This window comes from Nocardioides sp., from assembly GCF_035697785.1.
Classification (GTDB): domain Bacteria; phylum Actinomycetota; class Actinomycetes; order Propionibacteriales; family Nocardioidaceae; genus Nocardioides_B.
On sequence record NZ_DASSCL010000053.1, the window covers coordinates 22655 to 38831 of the forward strand.

At 71.6% G+C, this 16177-nt stretch carries 17 protein-coding genes; 9 read left to right on the forward strand and 8 right to left on the reverse strand.

The features are described from left to right. Positions 1–16 precede the first annotated feature (16 nt). The gene (locus tag VFH10_RS05675; protein ID WP_325126817.1) at positions 17–451 is read right to left on the reverse strand and encodes a hypothetical protein; all 435 of its coding nucleotides are present in this window, start codon (positions 449–451) and stop codon (positions 17–19) included. Positions 452–821: 370 nt separating this feature from the next. Between VFH10_RS05675 and VFH10_RS05680 the strand changes: the two genes are divergently transcribed. Further along, a complete protein-coding gene (locus VFH10_RS05680) occupies positions 822–1073 on the forward strand; it encodes a WhiB family transcriptional regulator (RefSeq protein ID WP_325126819.1) in 252 nt (83 codons plus the stop codon). 33 nt (positions 1074–1106) lie between these two features. Here the strand turns inward: VFH10_RS05680 and VFH10_RS05685 are convergent, their stop codons facing one another. Continuing rightward, positions 1107–2567, reverse strand: coding sequence for a sensor histidine kinase (locus VFH10_RS05685; RefSeq protein ID WP_325126821.1), 1461 nt, complete (start codon positions 2565–2567; stop codon positions 1107–1109). 89 nt (positions 2568–2656) lie between these two features. Between VFH10_RS05685 and VFH10_RS05690 the strand changes: the two genes are divergently transcribed. The 5 genes from VFH10_RS05690 (at position 2657) to VFH10_RS05710 (ending at position 7834) form a co-directional block, all read left to right on the forward strand. Beyond that, positions 2657–3490 carry a DUF2785 domain-containing protein gene (locus VFH10_RS05690; RefSeq protein WP_325126823.1) on the forward strand — a complete coding sequence of 278 codons (834 nt, stop codon included), beginning with the start codon at positions 2657–2659 and terminating at the stop codon, positions 3488–3490. Between the two features lie 133 nt (positions 3491–3623). Beyond that, positions 3624–3902 (forward strand): DUF3311 domain-containing protein, encoded by a 279-nt coding sequence (locus VFH10_RS05695; protein ID WP_325126824.1) that lies wholly within the window; start codon positions 3624–3626, stop codon positions 3900–3902. Beyond that, positions 3899–5554 carry a monocarboxylate uptake permease MctP gene (mctP, locus tag VFH10_RS05700; RefSeq protein WP_325126825.1) on the forward strand — a complete coding sequence of 552 codons (1656 nt, stop codon included), beginning with the start codon at positions 3899–3901 and terminating at the stop codon, positions 5552–5554. The genes VFH10_RS05695 and mctP overlap by 4 nt, the downstream gene beginning before the upstream one ends. Positions 5555–5606: 52 nt before the next feature. Further along, a complete protein-coding gene (locus VFH10_RS05705; RefSeq protein WP_325126827.1) occupies positions 5607–7340 on the forward strand; it encodes an acetolactate synthase in 1734 nt (577 codons plus the stop codon). Beyond that, complete coding sequence (locus tag VFH10_RS05710; RefSeq protein WP_325126829.1) at positions 7337–7834, forward strand: GNAT family N-acetyltransferase; 498 nt, start codon at positions 7337–7339, stop codon at positions 7832–7834. The genes VFH10_RS05705 and VFH10_RS05710 overlap by 4 nt, the downstream gene beginning before the upstream one ends. A 61-nt stretch (positions 7835–7895) precedes the next feature. Here VFH10_RS05710 and VFH10_RS05715 read toward each other — a convergent pair whose 3' ends face one another. Continuing rightward, positions 7896–8282, reverse strand: coding sequence for a thioesterase family protein (locus tag VFH10_RS05715; protein ID WP_325126831.1), 387 nt, complete (start codon positions 8280–8282; stop codon positions 7896–7898). Between the two features lie 113 nt (positions 8283–8395). On the opposite strand from VFH10_RS05715, the gene VFH10_RS18350 reads away from it, so the two are divergent. Beyond that, positions 8396–8470, forward strand: coding sequence for a 50S ribosomal protein bL37 (locus VFH10_RS18350; RefSeq protein ID WP_369759046.1), 75 nt, complete (start codon positions 8396–8398; stop codon positions 8468–8470). Between the two features lie 87 nt (positions 8471–8557). Here VFH10_RS18350 and rsrA read toward each other — a convergent pair whose 3' ends face one another. The 4 genes from rsrA to VFH10_RS05735 all read right to left on the reverse strand — a co-directional run bounded on the left by rsrA (position 8558) and on the right by VFH10_RS05735 (position 11056). Further along, positions 8558–8851, reverse strand: coding sequence for a mycothiol system anti-sigma-R factor (gene rsrA / locus VFH10_RS05720; protein ID WP_325126833.1), 294 nt, complete (start codon positions 8849–8851; stop codon positions 8558–8560). After that, entirely contained in the window at positions 8848–9495 is a 648-nt protein-coding gene (locus VFH10_RS05725; protein ID WP_325126835.1) for a sigma-70 family RNA polymerase sigma factor, read from the reverse strand. The genes rsrA and VFH10_RS05725 overlap by 4 nt, the downstream gene beginning before the upstream one ends. A 137-nt stretch (positions 9496–9632) precedes the next feature. Then, positions 9633–10283, reverse strand: coding sequence for an alpha/beta family hydrolase (locus tag VFH10_RS05730; protein WP_325126837.1), 651 nt, complete (start codon positions 10281–10283; stop codon positions 9633–9635). After that, a complete protein-coding gene (locus tag VFH10_RS05735; protein ID WP_325126839.1) occupies positions 10280–11056 on the reverse strand; it encodes an SOS response-associated peptidase in 777 nt (258 codons plus the stop codon). Before VFH10_RS05735 ends, VFH10_RS05730 begins: the two co-directional genes overlap by 4 nt. Positions 11057–11197: 141 nt before the next feature. Between VFH10_RS05735 and VFH10_RS05740 the strand changes: the two genes are divergently transcribed. Further along, positions 11198–12052: an NAD(P)-dependent oxidoreductase gene (locus VFH10_RS05740; protein ID WP_325126841.1), complete on the forward strand. Its 855-nt coding sequence runs from the start codon at positions 11198–11200 to the stop codon at positions 12050–12052. A gap of 15 nt (positions 12053–12067) precedes the next feature. Here VFH10_RS05740 and VFH10_RS05745 read toward each other — a convergent pair whose 3' ends face one another. Then, positions 12068–12820: a hypothetical protein gene (locus tag VFH10_RS05745; RefSeq protein WP_325126843.1), complete on the reverse strand. Its 753-nt coding sequence runs from the start codon at positions 12818–12820 to the stop codon at positions 12068–12070. A gap of 263 nt (positions 12821–13083) precedes the next feature. Between VFH10_RS05745 and VFH10_RS05750 the strand changes: the two genes are divergently transcribed. Then, entirely contained in the window at positions 13084–15993 is a 2910-nt protein-coding gene (locus VFH10_RS05750; RefSeq protein ID WP_325126845.1) for a sigma-70 family RNA polymerase sigma factor, read from the forward strand. Positions 15994–16177: the final 184 nt, after the last annotated feature.

Sequence of the window (16177 nt, forward strand, 5' to 3'; positions counted from 1 at the left end):
CGTCCGGCCCGCCTGGCTAGGGGGCCGGCTCGCCGGGCTCGCGCTCGCGGAGCGCCTCCAGGGACGCCGGATGGAACACGCCGGCGATGACCACGACGGCGAGCAGCCCCAGACCCACCGCCACCGGCGTCGAGCCACCGCCCCAGAAGCTCCAGGCCACGCCGAGCTGGAGCAGCTGGGCCAGCACCAGCGGCGCCCGGGCCCACGAGTCCAGGCGGGTCAGCCGCCAGGCGCACCAGGCCAGCCCCGCGCCGTAGATGACGAAGAACAGCACGGTCGTGAGGCCCATCGTCAGTCGGTCGCCGGAGATCGCGATCAGCTCGGCGACCCCGAACAGCACGAGGAGCGCCGCCTCGACGCCGGCCAGCGCGGCGGCCACGACGAGCGGCGCGGGCGCGGCAGGGGGCGTGCCAGCGGGGGTGTCTGGGGGCGAGGTCGCGGGGGGCGTCACGTGGGCCAAGGCTACGCAGCGGCGGAGAAGCGGGCGCGGGCGGGCGCGGTCCGCTGCGTTCGGCACGGCGTACGACGGATTCCGCGTTCCGGACCGCGAGGTGCCGGTAAATTCGTACCTCTGTGACGAAAGTGACGACCGACAGGGGTTGATCACACCCCGATCTCTTGCAACGCTAGAGCAAGTCACCGGTCAACGGGTCCCAGGGACCTGTCGCGCTGACACCCTCCGGCTCCCCGCGAACCGCGGAACAGAGTCGGGCCTCGTGAACGAGTTCACAACCGACATGACTTCACAGGCACGTACGGGCCGACGGGTTGCCACACGCAAGCCGCCTGCCGCTCCCAGACACGACAAGGAGTCAGCCGCCATGGATTGGCGCCACCGCTCTGCATGCCTCGACGAGGATCCGGAGCTGTTCTTCCCGATCGGCAACACCGGTCCGGCCATCCTCCAGATCGAGGAGGCCAAGCAGGTGTGCCGTCGCTGCGACGTGCGCGAGCAGTGCCTCGCGTGGGCGCTCGAGGCGGGACAGGACCACGGCGTCTGGGGAGGCATGAGCGAGGACGAGCGCCGCGCTCTCAAGCGCCGCAACGCCCGCGCCAAGATCCGCACCGCCTAGACCACCCTTCGACCTCGGCCTCCCGCGGGCGCCTCAGCCCAGGGGGATGTCGAGGTCGACGCGCGTCCCGCCCCCGGGACGGGGACCGACCTGCAGCTGACCGCCCAGCTCGGACTCGACGAGCGTGCGCACGATCGAGAGTCCCAGGCTCGTCGACCCGTCCAGGTCGAACTCCGGCGGCAGTCCCGCGCCGTCGTCGTCGACGGCGACGTGCAGCCGCCCCACCAGCCGTCGGGCCGTGATGGTCACCGAGCCGGTCCGCTCCGCGAAGCCGTGCTCGACGGCGTTCTGCAGGACCTCGGTGAGCACCATCGCCAGCGGGGTCGCCACCTCGGCCGAGATCGTCGCGAAGCTGCCCTTCCGGCTCGTGACCACCCGGGCGTCCGGCGAGCTGACCTCGGTCACCATCACCCGCAGCCGGTCGGCCACGTCGTCGAAGTCGACCCGCTCGTCGAAGGTCTGGCTCAGGGTGTCGTGCACGATCGCGATCGACCCCACCCGGCGTACCGCCTCCTCGAGGGCCGCCCGGCCCTCGGGCGCGTCGATGCGGCGCGCCTGCAGCCGCAGCAGGGCGGCGACGGTCTGCAGGTTGTTCTTCACGCGGTGGTGGATCTCGCGGATCGTGGCGTCCTTGGTGACCAGCTCGCGGTCGCGGCTGCGCAGGTCGGTCACGTCGCGGAGCAGCACGAGCGCACCGATGTGCTCGCCCGTCGGGCGCAGCGGGATCGACCGCAGGATCAGCACCGTGTCGCCGTCGCCGATCTCGGTGTCCCGGGGCATCCGCCCGTCGAGCACCGCCGACAGGGTCTCCTCGTCGGGGCGCCGCTTCGGCGGCACCAGCGAGCGCGTCACGTCGGCCAGGACGAGGCCGGTCAGGTCGGCCTGCAGTCCCAGGCGACGGTAGACCGACAGCGCGTTGGGGCTCGCGTAGGTGACCCGCCCGGACTCGTCGATCCGCACGAACCCGTCGCCGACCCGGGGTGAGTCCGCGTGGTCGGACCGTTGGCCCGGGAACGGGAAGTGCCCGTGCGCGATCATCTGGGTCAGGTCGGTGGCCGTCTGCAGGTAGGACAGCTCGAGCCGGCTCGGCGTGCGCACGCCGAGCAGGTTGGTGTTGCGGGCGATGACCGCGAGGATCCGGTCGGCCCGGCGCACGGGGATCGCCTCGACCCGCACCGGGATGTCGTCGCGCCACTCGGGGTCGCCCTCCCGGGCGACCCGCTCACGCTCGTACGCCGAGTCGAGGAGCGGTCGGCGACCGGCCGGGACGAACGCACCGACCAGGTCGTCGACGTACGCCGTCGGCCCGGTCGTCGGCCGCATCTGCGCCCCCGCCCAGAAGCCGCTGCCGGACCGGTCGGGCAGCCACAGCACCAGGTCGGCGAAGGACAGGTCGGCGATGATCTGCCAGTCGGCGAGCAGCAGGTGCAGCCACGTCAGATCCGCGTCGTCGAGGTCCGTGTGAGCCCGGACGAGCTCGTTGAGCGACGGCACCGGACCAGACTAGGCGGTGCGTGGGCACCCGCTCGCGGCGCCGGACACCGGTTCCAGGTGGGGGCCCGCGCAATGGCAGGATGGCGGTCATGGAGTCGGCGTTCTGGGACCGGGTGGTGGCGGAGGGCCACAAGGTCCCGACCGACCGTTCGCTGGCCGACCTCACCTCCGAGCTGACCGCGATGCTGGGCGACCCCGACCCACGGCTGCGCGACGGGATCGCCTACGAAGTGCTCGCCACCTGGGTGTCCGAGGGCGTGTACGACGACCTGCTCCAGGGCCTCGGTGACGGCATGGCCGCCGGCCTCATGGTCGGCATCGGCGAGCGGGACACCGACACCGTCTTCCGGCGCAGCTTCTCGGCGCTGATCCTCGGCGAGTGCGTCTCCCGCGACAACGAGCGGCACGTCGTACCCCCGGACACGATCCTGCGCTGGGGCGACCGGGCCGCGGGCTGGTTGGTCCGCGAGCGTGACGTGCGCGGCTACGTGCCCGGCAAGGGCTGGGCGCACGCGGTCGCCCACGGCGCCGACGTGCTGGCCGCGCTCGCGCGGTCCGACGCCGTCGGCCGGCTGGAGCTCACCGTGCTCCTCGACGTCATCGCCGACCGGCTGCTCACCCAGAGCGACCGGCTGCTGCACGGCGAGGACGACCGGTTGGCGCTGGCCACCATGCAGATCCTGCGCCGCGACCTGGTCAGCCTCGACGTCGTGGAGCGGTGGCTGGCCCGGCTCGCGGAGAAGGCGCGTCCGGACCACGAACGTGACGGCGGCGCCTACGCGGTGGCCGGCAACGTCCAGCAGTTCCTGAGGGCGCTGCACCTCCAGCTCGCGCTGGCGCCCCGCCCGCCGGCCCGTCGTGCCGACCTGCTGCTGGCGCTGATCGACCGGCTCAAGCAGGTCAACCCGGACTACCTGACCTGACGGGTCCGCCGCGGCGGTCGAACCGTTCGTCGCACCAGATCGACCGCTGAAAGACGCCTCCCCGGGGTACACCCTTTGGTGGGTCGCCCGTTACTACTCTCGCGCGGGCGCCAATTCTCGGAGGTGATCGCTCATGACCGACACTCGTCCCCCGTCGGGCACAGCACCGTCAGGTACGAAGTCCACCTGGGTCATCGTGGGAGTCCTGCTGGCGGTGGGGGCGATCGTCCCGCTGCTCGTCTGGCTCTACGACTCGGAGTCCCCGGCCCTCGGCGGCTTCCCGTTCTTCTACTGGTTCCAGTTCCTGCTGATCCCCATCGTCTCGGCGTTGACGTACGTCGCCTTCAAGCTCAGTGAGACGGCGACCGAGCGGGACCGGCTGGCGCGCGGCCAGGTGCGGAGGAAGTCATGAACGACGTCAACGTCGTCGAGCTCGGCGTCTTCATCTTCTTCTTCCTGCTCGTCACCGTCATGGGCTTCATGGCGTCACGGTGGCGCCGGGCCAGCTCCCTGGACAGCCTCGACGAGTGGGGCCTGGGCGGCCGCGGCTTCGGCACCTTCGTGACCTGGTTCCTGATCGGCGGCGACATCTACACGGCGTACACGTTCGTGGCCGTGCCCGCCCTGCTCTACGCCGGAAGCATGATCGGGTTCTTCGCGGTGCCCTACACGATCATCCTGTACCCGATCATCTTCGTGTTCCTGCCGCGCCTCTGGTCGGTCTCGCACCGGCACGGTTACGTGACGCCCGCCGACTTCATCCACGGCCGCTACGACAGCCGGCCGCTCGCGCTGGCCGTCGCGGTGACCGGGATCCTCGCGACCATGCCCTACATCGCCCTCCAGCTGGTGGGCATCCAGGTGGTGCTCGAGGTGATGGGCATCGGTGGCCGCGGCGACTCGTGGATCGCCCAGGACCTGCCGCTGTTCATCGCCTTCGCCGTGCTCGCGGCGTACACCTACTCCTCGGGTCTGCGCGCGCCGGCGCTCATCGCGTTCGTCAAGGACACGTTGATCTACATCGTGATCATCGTGGCGGTCATCTACATCCCGATGCAGCTCGGCGGATGGGACGTGGTGTTCGGGTCCGCGAGGGACTCGTTCGACGCGTTCAACACCGACAACGCCGACGCGATCGCGGCCGGTGACGCCTCACCCAAGGGCCTGATGCCGGTGGAGGCGCTGCACTGGGCCTACGCCTCGCTGGCCCTCGGCTCCGCGCTGGCGCTGTTCATGTACCCGCACTCCCTGACCGGGGTGCTGGCCTCCGCGAACCGCTCGGTGATCAGGCGCAACGCGGCGTTCCTGCCGGCGTACTCCTTCCTGCTGGGACTGCTGGCGCTGCTCGGGTTCATGGCCATCGCGGCCGGCATCGAGGTGGACAACGCCCAGCTGGCGGTGCCGGAGCTGTTGCGGGAGATGTTCCCGAGCTGGTTCGCCGGGGTCGCGTTCGCGGCGATCGGGATCGGGGCGCTGGTGCCCGCGGCGATCATGTCGATCGCGGCGGCGAACCTGTGGACCCGCAACATCTACAAGGCGTTCATCAACCCGGACGCCACCCACGCGCAGGAGGCCAAGCAGAGCAAGCTGATCTCGCTGGTCGTCAAGTTCGGGGCACTGTTCTTCGTGCTCGCGCTGCCCAGCGACTTCGCGATCAACCTGCAGCTGCTCGGCGGGGTCTGGATCCTGCAGACCTTCCCGGCGATCGTGATCGGCCTCTACACGCGGTGGATGCACCGCTGGGCCCTGCTCACGGGCTGGGCGGTCGGCATGGTCTACGGCACCTGGACGGCCTACCTGCAGCCGGTCGTCGGTGACCCGGGCAGCCACTTCGGCAGCCCGCTGGCGACGATCCCGCTCACGGACACCAAGGGCTACATCGCGCTGACCGCGTTCGTGCTGAACCTGGTCGTGGCGATCGTGCTGACGATGGTGTTCAACGCGCTCAAGGTGTCCGCGGGGACCGACCACACGACCGCGTCGGACTACAAGGCCGACGCCGGCGACGAGGGTGTCGAGGAGATCGACGTCGACGACCTGTCGACCGACACCCCGACCAGGTAGGACCGGGGAACCTCGCGACTGCGGGCAGGCTACCAACGGGTAGCCTGCCCGCATGAGCGACGTCACCCAGGTCCCCACCAGCCCCGCCGACGACTCGGTCGAGGACGGGCCGGTGGCACCCGCCGAGGCGCACGGCGGTGAGCACGCCGTGGCCGTCGCCGCCGCCCACGGCGTCGACACGATGTTCACCCTCTCCGGTGCGCACGTCTTCCCGATGTACGACGGGGCGGTCCATGCCGACCCGCCGATGCGGATCCTCGACGTCCGGCACGAGCAGACCGCCGTCTTCGCCGCCGAGGCGGTCGGCAAGCTGACACGGGTCCCCGGCCTCGCCGTACTCACGGCCGGGCCCGGCGTCACCAACGGGGTCAGCGCGATCACGCAGGCGCAGTTCAGCGGCTCCCCGCTCGTCGTGGTCGGCGGCCGGGCGCCGGCGAACCGGTGGGGCATGGGCAGCCTGCAGGAGCTCGACCACCCGCCGCTGCTGGCACCGGTGACCAAGCTCGCCCGGACCGTGCAGACCGTCGCCGCGATCCCGGAGTCGGTCGACGAGGCGTTCCGGGTCGCGGCCGCGCCGCACCGCGGTCCGACGTTCCTCGACGTCCCGATGGATGAACTGTTCAACAAGTCAGCCATTCATCCCTTGTCCGATGCTGGCAGCGCGGGTGCAGCTCTCCGGCGGACCCCGGTCCAGCCCGACCCCGAGGCCCTGACCGAGATCGGCGCCCTGCTGGCCGAGGCCCGCCGGCCGGTGCTCGTGCTGGGCACCGACGTGTGGGCCGACGGCGCGGAGGAGGCCGCCCTCCGGCTGGTCGAGACCCTGGGGCTGCCCGCGGTCACCAACGGGATGGGCCGCGGCGTCGTACCCGGCGGCCACCCGCTGCTGGTGACCAAGGCTCGTGGCGCGGCGCTGGGCACCAGCGACCTGGTGGTCGTCGTCGGCACGCCGCTCGACTTCCGGCTCGGCTACGGCGTGTTCGGCGGCAAGGAGGGCGCACCGGCGGCGAAGGTCGTGCACGTCGCCGACTCCCCCGCGCAGGTCTCGCGGCACGCCGACCTGGCGGCCTCGGCGGCCGGCGACCTCACGCTCGCCCTCGACGGCATCCGGTCCGGCGTCGAGCAGCAGCTGCGCAAGCCCGACTGGGCTGCCTGGGTCGAGGAGCTGCAGGCCGGCGTCCGCGCCGCCGTCGAGCGCGACGCGGCCCTGCTGTCGGCGGAGGCCGACCCGATCCACCCGGCCCGGATCTACGGCGAGCTGGTGCCGCGGCTGGCGGAGGACTCCGTCGTCATCGGCGACGGCGGCGACTTCGTCTCGTTCGCCGGCAAGTACGTCGAGCCGCAGCGGCCCGGCGGCTGGCTGGACCCAGGCCCGTACGGCTGCCTCGGCGCCGGGCTCGGCTCCGCCATCGCGGCCCGGATCGCCCGCCCGTCCGCGCAGGTGGTGCTGCTGCTCGGCGACGGGGCCGCCGGGATGTCGCTCATGGACGTCGACAGCCTGGTCCGCCACGACCTGCCGGTCGTGATGGTGTGCGGCAACAACTCCGCCTGGGGGCTGGAGAAGCAGCCGATGCAGATGCTCTACGGGTACGACGTCGCCGCCGACCTCGCGCCGCAGACCCGCTACGACGACGTGGTGAAGGCGCTCGGGGGCGGCGGCGAGACCGTCACCGACCCCAAGCAGATCGGCGCCGCGCTGGACCGGGCGTTCGACTCCGGCAAGCCCTACCTGGTCAACGTGATCACCGACGTCGACGCGGCGTACCCGCGCAACACCTTCGGGGTATGACGGTCCTGGTCCGGCCCGCCCACGGCGACGAGCTCGGCGAGGTCGGGGACATCACGGTCGCCGCGTACGAGGTGGACGGGTACCTCGTCCCCGACGACCCCTACGTCCCGCGGCTGCGCGACGCCGCGGCCCGGGCCCGCGAGGCGGAGGTCTACGTCGCCACCCTCGAGGACCTGCCGGGCCGGATCGCGGGCACCGTCACGTTCTGCCCCGACGGGTCGCCGTGGCGCGAGATCGCGCGACCCGGCGAGGGCGAGTTCCGGATGCTGGGGGTGGCCCCCGGCGCGCGACGCCGCGGGGTGGCCGACGCCCTGGTGGGCACCTGCCTCGAGCGGTCCCGCGAGCTCGGCTACACCGCCGTCGTACTCTCCAGCCTGCCCGAGCAGCGGGCGGCCCAGCGCATCTACGCCCGCCTCGGCTTCCGGCGTACTCCCGACCTCGACTGGTCCCCCATGCCCGGCGTCGACCTGCTCGCGTTCCGCCTCGACCTGTAAACAACGATTCGTCTGCGGTCTATGGGGTGATTCACGCGGGCGGATCGCAGACGAATCGTTGTTACAGCCGGCCGATGAACCTCTCGCGGTCGACGACGACCCGGGTGACCTCGCCGTGGCCGACCACCTTGGGCGCACCGTCCACCTCGTGCTCGGCGACGACCTCGAAGCGGACCAGGCGCCCGTCGGCGTACGACGTGGTTGCCGTGACCGACACGGCCGCGCCCACCGGGCTCGCGGCGACGTGGTCGAGCTGAATGCGCGTACCCACGCTCGACGAGGCAGCGTCGAGGTCGGCCGCGATCGCCGCACAGGTCGCCGCCTCGGCCCAGGCGAGCAGTCGCGGCGTGCCGAGCACCGGGAGGTCCCCCGAGCCCAGCGCGGCGGCGGTGTCGTCCTGGGAGACGGTGAACTCCAACGTGGCGGTGCGTCCGACCTCGATCGTCATGCCGCCATCCTGCCGCCCGGATTTCGCGGGCACGAGCTCGGATGCGACAATGGGCCTCAGCCCTGACCGTCACGGTCGGGGCTGCTGACTGTCTCAGGGTTGAGGAGGACACCATGGGTAAGACCGGCCGCAAGCGCCGCGCCCGCAAGAAGAAGGGCGCCAACCACGGTAAGCGCCCCAACGCCTGATCCGGCGTTCTTGCGCGCTCACGCGCACAGCAGAAGACCCCGTTGCCCTTCGAGGCACGGGGTCTTCGTCATGAAGCGGGCGGGCGTCTACTCGGTCGTCTCGTGGATCTCCACCTGCACGGTGCGGATCCGCAGCAGCACCTTCTCGCGAAGCGTCTCGGGCGCGTGCTCGGAGCAGGACCTGGCCACGAGCGCCTTGACGGTGCGCTCGAGGTCGTACTTCTGAAGGCACGGGCCGCACTCGTCGAGGTGGTGCTGGATCTCCGACTGGTCGGCGTCGGCCAGCTCGTTGTCGATGAAGTAGAAGACCCGGTCGAGGACCTCGGCACAGTCCCTGTCGTGGGGGTCCCCGCAGGGCCCGCCGGTGCTGCTCGGGCTCACGACGCACCCCCGTCACGGGTGCCGGCGGACGCGGCGCTGAGGCCGCGGTTGCGGGCGTAGTCCGAGAGCAGCTCACGCAGCTGCCGGCGGCCCCGGTGCAGCCGGGACATGACGGTGCCGATCGGAGTGTCCATGATCTCCGCGATCTCCTTGTACGGGAAACCCTCGACGTCGGCGAGGTAGACCGCCAGGCGGAAGTCCTCGGGGAGCTTCGCCAGCGCGTCCTTGACGGCGCTGTCGGGGAGGTGCTCGAGCGCCTCCATCTCGGCGGACTTCAGGCCGGAGGAGGTGTGCGACTCGGCACGCGCGAGCTGCCAGTCCTCGACGTCCTCGCTCATCGACTGCTGGGGCTGGCGCTGCTTCTTGCGGTAGTTGTTGATGAAGGTGTTGGTGAGGATCCGGTAGAGCCACGCCTTCAGGTTGGTGCCGGGACGGAACTGGTGGAAGGCGGCGTACGCCTTGGCGAACGTCTCCTGCACTAGGTCCTCGGCGTCCTGCGGGTTGCGGGTCATCCGCATCGCGGCGGAGTAGAGCTGGTCGAGGAAGGGCATCGCGTCGCGCTCGAAGCGTGCCGAGCGGTCGGCCTGGGTCTCGGTCGCCACGTCGGGCAGATCCGCCTCGGCCGGGCTGTTGTGGTCCGTCATCGCCACCCAGCCTACCGGGAGCACCGGGTAGGAGCCTTGGCCGCGAGGTTCCTCACAGCGTTGGTCCCCTCTGTCGCAGGTCAAGGTGCCGGACACACAACCTCCTTCTCGATGCGTCGATCAGGAGCCTGAACACCTCACCCGGCGGTTCGATTCCCGACCACCTCGCGCACGACCCACTCGAGCGTCGCCTCGACGACGATGGCCAGCGCCTCCTCCTGGCTGACCGGCCCCGACTTCGGCACCTTGAACCCGTGGTCACCACCCGGCACCACCGTCATGTCGAACCGCTCGGGGAACTCCTCGGGCGTCCCGAAGGTGTCGCGCTCCCCCTGCACCACCAGGGCCGGTACGTCGACGCCCTCGAGCTCCGCGAGGCGCGACTTCTCGGGCCGGCCGGGCGGGTGCAGCGGGAACGCGAGGGCGAGGTACGCCGTGGCGCCGAGCTCGTGCGCGGTCCGGGCCGCGGAACGGGCCCCGGCGCTGCGACCACCCACGACGAGCGGCGTGCGCGCCCGCAGCGCCCCGGCGGCCGCCACGAAGCAGCGGTCGAGCACCTCGGGACGCGCGGCGACCTTCTTGCCGGCCACCCTCCACGGCTGCTCCACCCGCACCACCGAGATCCCCTGCCGCGGCAGCTCGGCGGCCAGCGCGGCCAGGTCCGCGGAGTCGACGCCGCCACCGGCGCCGTGGCCGAGGAGCAGGGTCGCGATCGGGTGGTGGGAGCGGTCGCGGTGCAGCCGGGCCTCGCCGTGCGGTGTCTCGACGGAGGAGACCTGGGTGCTCACGCCGGCCCCTCGGGCTCGGCGGGGAGTGGGTCGAGCAGCTCCGGCCCGTTGTTGCGGACGCTGTTGACCTGGGTGGACACCGGGTAGGCCTCGAGCCGGCCCGGCGCGGCGGGCACCAGCAGCTTGCGCAGCTCGTCGGGCTCGGAGAGGGTCGGGTCGAGCCACGCGTCGTACCGCTCCGGCTCCACCAGCAGCGGCATCCGGTCGTGGATGTGCCCGACCGCGTCCTCGGCGCTGGTGGTCAGGACGGTGCAGGTCCACTTGAACCGGGCCGGGTCGTCCTCGTCGCGGGTCGGGTCGCGCCAGATCTCGTAGAGCCCGGCCATCGCCAGCACGCTGTCGTCGGCGGGGTGGATGAAGAACGGCTGCTTCAACGGCTTCCCGGCCTTCGTCTTCTGCTCGGTCGGGTACCACTCGTAGTAACCGTCGGCGGGCAGCAGGCAGCGGCGGGTGGCGAAGGCGCGGCGGAAGGCGGGCTTCTCGTGCACGGTCTCCATGCGCGCGTTGATCATCTTGTTGCCGATGGCCGGGTCCTTGGCCCAGAACGGCACCAGCCCCCAGCTGGTCACGCGCAGCTGGCGCTCGGGCGCCGCGTCGTCCCCGCCCTCGTCAGCGCCGCCCTTGCCCGGCGGGCGCTGGACGACGGTGTAGACGGGTTTGGTGGGTGCCACGTTGAAGTCGGGCGCCAGGGTCTCCTTGACCTCGACCTTGTCGATCTCGAACTCCTCGACGAGGTCCTCGGGCCGCCGGCTCGACGCGTACCTACCGCACATGCGGTCAGGCTAGCGGGGTCGCCCCCGCCCCGCTTCCCGGATACGACGCGACGGATTTGTTGCTGCAGGGGTGGTGGAACAGCAGGTACGTCGCGTCGTATCGGTGGGGGGTCCGCGGGGTCCGGTGGTTCAATGCCGGCCATGACGACGATCGGAATCGTGTCGCCCGGAGCGATGGGCTCCGCGCTGGGTCGGGCCTGGCAGGCCGGTGGAGCCACGGTGGTGGCAACCGTCGCCGGACGCAGCGAACGGACCCGTCGGCTGGCGGACGGGCTGACCCTGCTGGACGGCCTCGACGCGGTGGTGGGCCGCAGCGACGTCGTGGTCACCGTCTGCCCGCCCGACGCGGCCGGCGACGCGTTGTCCGCGGTGCTCGCGAGCGCGGCGTCGGTGGGGGTGCGGCCCTTGGTCGCCGAACTCAACGCGGTGGCGCCCGCCACCGTCGAGGAGTACGCCGCGCGCGCGGGCGCCGCCGGCATCGAGCTCGTCGACGGCTCGATCAGCGGCGGCCCACCGGTGCCGGGTGGAGACACGCTGCTGTACCTGTCGGGCCCTCGCGCCGCCGCGCTGGCCGGGCTGCCCGCCGACGGCATCCGCGCCACCGTCGTGGGTGACCGGGTCGGTGTCGCCTCGGGGGTCAAGATGTGCACGGCGTCGGTCTACAAGGGCACCACCGCCCTGTGGGCGCAGGCGCTGCAGACCGCCCACGAGCTCGGCGTGCTGGAGGTCGTGCTGGCCGACCTGCGGGAGGCCTTTCCCGACACGGCGGACCGGGCCGCCCGGCTGGTGGCGACCGCGACGAGCAAGAGCGCCCGGTTCGTCGCGGAGATGGAGGCGATCGCGACCACGCAGCGCTCGGCCGGGGCATCGGGCGAGCTGTTCGAGGGGATGGCCGCGGTCTACCGGCGGCTCTCCACGACACCGCTCGCCGCCCTCACGCCCGAGGAGGCGCGGGCTGTCGATGACCTCGACGAGGTGCTGCGCCGACTGCGCTGATCGGGAGGTTTCGCGTCAGCCGCGGGCGAGGTCGTCGAGCAGCCGGGTCGCCGACTCCGGCGTACCGGGCAGGCCCTCGATCCAGACGCGCAAGTCGGCGTCGCCGAGGTCCAGGTCGCTGATGAACTCCCGCAGCAGCGTCACCGACGTGCCCAGGTCGGGCGCGCGCCGGACCACGCCGACCGCGCGATGCAGCCCCAGCCGGCCGATGGTCTCGCCGCCGGAGAACACCGCGCGTAGCGCCTCGGCGACCTGGACCATGCGCAGCGCGCGGGTGAACTGGTGCTCCTCGAGCAGGGCCCGGCCCTGGATCCGGACCTCCACCACGACCAGGGCGTGACTGGTCCGGACCGGCATGTCGGTGAGCTCGGCGTCGCGGTAGACCTCGGCCAGCCGGGTGCGCACGTGCGCGAGGCTGGTCAGCCCGGTCAGCGGGTCCTCGCAGGACAGGTCGTGCAGGTACTCCAGGGTCGCCTCGCTCCACGCGACGGACAGTGCCTGCGTGGCATCGAACGGCGGGTCAATGCCGTGCACGAGCGCGAACGTCGTGCGCAGCCCGGACAGTGCCTCTCCCAGGGCGGCACCGTCACGGGCCACGTCGCGTCCCACCACATGGCAGGCCGCACTCACGTCCCCGTCGGACACCAGGGCCTCCCCGACCGCCTCGAAGCGCAGCGGGAGAGACTCCCGTACGTCGAGCGACAATCCGCCCGCCCTGGTGTCCGGGTCCGGATCGGACCGGCGGCGAGTGAACGTGAACATGGCCATGCGAACGTTCACCTCCCTCCGGTGCCGCCGTGCGCCCCTCGAGAGCGCGCGTCCGATCGGTTCCCTCAGGGGTGGAACGGCGCTCGCTCGGGGTCATGACGCGGAACTCTGGAAAAAATTCGTGTCCGTTCCGTTCCGAATGGCCCGCGGGGAATCCTCGGAATCGCTCCCTGAGCGCTCCGGCCGGGCTACCGTGACTGCGGAAGAGTCGCCGTTCTCGCGTCATCGCCGTGTCCTCACGACGTCTCTTCGAAGAAGGAACCATGACCGAGCTGCTGAGCGACATCACCACGCCCAGCGACGCCGAGCTGATCTCGAGCGTCCGCGGGGGAGACGTCGCTGCCTACGGCGAGCTGTTCGCCCGGCACAAGGACGCCGCCAACCGGCTCGCCCGCCAGCTCGTCCGCGGTCCGGACTCCGACGACTTGGTCTCCGAGGCATTCGCCAAGGTGCTCACCGTCCTGCAGGGCGGCGGCGGCCCGGACGTGGCGTTCCGGGCGTACCTGCTCACCGCGGTACGCCGCCTGCACGTCGACAAGATCCGCGCCAACGCCAAGGTGCAGCCGTCCGAGGACATGTCGGAGTTCGACGGCGGCATCCCGTTCCAGGACACCGCCGTCGCCGCCTTCGAGAGCGGCGCCGCGGCCAAGGCGTTCGCCACCCTCCCCGAGCGCTGGCAGCTCGTGCTCTGGCACCTCGAGGTCGAGGGACAGAAGCCTGCCGACATCGCGCCGCTGCTCGGGATGAGCCCCAACTCGGTGTCCGCGCTCGCCTACCGCGCCCGTGAGGGACTCCGTCAGGCGTTCCTGACGATGCACCTCAACGACACCTCCGAGACCGACTGCCGGTGGGTCAACGAGCACCTCGGCGCCTACGTCCGCAAGGGCCTCTCCAACCGCGATGCCACGAAGGTGCGCTCGCACCTCGACGAGTGCCGGCGCTGCACGGCGATGTACCTCGAGCTGACCGAGGTGAACTCTAACCTCGCCGGCATCATCGCGCCGCTGCTGCTCGGTGGCGCCGCGACGGGCTACCTCGCCTCGACCGGCGCGGCCGCCGGCGGGTTCGGGCTGACCGCCCTGTTCGGCCGGGTCCGCGACGTCGTCAGCGCCAACGCCGGTGCGGCGACCGCCGCGGGCGTGGCGGCCGGTGTGGCGGCGGTCGCCACGGCCGGCGTACTCCTGCTGCCGAACGGCGGCGAGCAGGTCGCGGCCATCAGGGACCCCGCCGCGAACGCCTCGTCCGCCGTCCCGACACCGCCCGCGGCCGCGGCCGCCACGCCGACCGCAAAGCCCCAGGGCAAGAAGTCGGCCGAAGCCGATTCCGAGCCCGAGGACGAGGCCACGACCGACGAGACACCCGACGACGACTCCACGGCAGAGCCCGCCATTGCGACCGTGCCGGGCCCATCGGCGGCCGATCCCGCGGCACCAGGTGCCTCGGACGCGCCGGGCGACGGACCGGGCGACGGGGCGCAGGGGCCTGAGTCAGCCGGCTCGGTCACATCCGACGTCGGCTTCTCCTCCCCCGTCTCGTTCGACGGGGACGCCGTGTCGTTCACGGTCTCGGGCGACCCGCTGCCGCCGACCATCGGCCTGGAGCTGATCTCCGACCCGCGCGGCATCGAGTTCCGTGAGAACGGCTCGGCCTGCACGCTCACCTCCGCCACCACGGCCGACTGCTCGACCGGCGCGCTGGCCCGCGGCGGCTTCGCGATGCAGCGCGGGATGGCGCTCGCGCCCCGCGCGTTCACCGGGTCGATCCGGCTGCGGATCCCGGCCGACCAGCCCGACAGCGAGGTGCGGCTCGTCGTGTCCGTGCCCAAGGGGTACACCGACCCGTCCGACCCGGAGTCCAACGCAAGCTCGTTCCAGTACAAGCCCAACAAGGCGACACCGCCCGCGGAGCCCGGCACCCCCGGTACGCCGCCCGGCTCGACACCGCCTGGAACCACCCCGCCCGGGTCGCTGCCGAGCACGCCGTCGACGCCGAACCCGCCTGCGGATCCGCCTGTGGATCCGCCTGTGGACCCGCCCGTCGACCCGCCCGTGGACCCCCCGACGCCCACGGCCGACGTCGAGCTCACCGGCCTCTCGCCGAACCCCGCCAGTGCCGGAGCCGACGGCGCCTATCGCGTGCTGGCCAACGTGTCCGGCGTCCCCGACACGTCGGAGAGTCTGCAGTTCACAATCACGTCGGGGGCCGCCGCGTTCAGCGGGAGCACCTCCGCCTGCACGGTCGTGCTGCCCTCCCAGATCATTTGTGCGGCGACCGCCCAGCCAGAGTTCTTGCTCCGCCCGGGCGACCCCTTCGCGGACACGCCCGTCACCATTCGCCTGGCCCCCGCGATCGGCTTCGAAGATCCGGACGCGACGAACAACACCTCTGACGTGACCCTGCTCGGGGCGGCGCGGCCGGAGCCGACCGCGGACGTGGGCCTCGTCGTTGCTGCGGAGGCGACGGCCGACGACAAGGGCACCTACCGGGTGTCCAGCACAGTCACAGGCGTGCCGACGGACTACACGGGACCGTTCACCTTCCGCCTCTCCGGTGAGGGACGGTTCATCGGATCGTCGACTCCTGGGTGCCCGGCCACGCTGCCGCCGGGCGATGTGCTGACGTGTGAGAAGCCCGTGGGGACCGACGTCGTGTTCCTCGTCGACGCGATCGACGACCGCACTGCGACGACGATCAGCATCGCCATCGATCCCTTGGCCGGTCTCGAGGACGGGAACCGCGAGAACAACTCCGGCACCACCACGCTGCAAGCGGTCCCGCCCGCTGTGGACGTCGTGCTCGCGGCGTTGGACGTGACTCGGCAGCAGGGCTCTCGCAACACGGTTCGCGCGGAAGTTACCGGCGTTCCGGGTGCCGTCGATCGGGTTGTCTTCACCCTGGCAGGCGAGGGCACTGGACCCGAGCAGGTCCGTTTCATCGACGATGCCGACGGAGCCAGCGGAGAGGGCCTCGTCGACTGCGTCGTCTCGTCGTCGACGACGGTTGTGTGCACGAACGTTTCCGCCGACGGCGACGGCGCCTTCTTCGTCGACATGATTCTCTTCCACCCCGCCGGCCAACCATCTCGGACGGTCAGCATCACGGTCGATGCACCGGACGCCGGGGAGGCCGAGACGGCAAAGAAGAACAACACCAGGTCCGTCACGGTCGAATGACCACGCGCGAGCGTGACCGCGGGTCGATCGGGTATGAATGACTCCATGACTCTGGTCCGACTCGTCGCCCGTCCGATGCTCGCCTCGATGTTCGTCGTGGGCGGTGTCAACGCCCTCAAGAACGTCGAGAAGATGACCCAGCGGGCCCACCCCGTCACCGAGAAGCTGACCGCGACGACCCGCA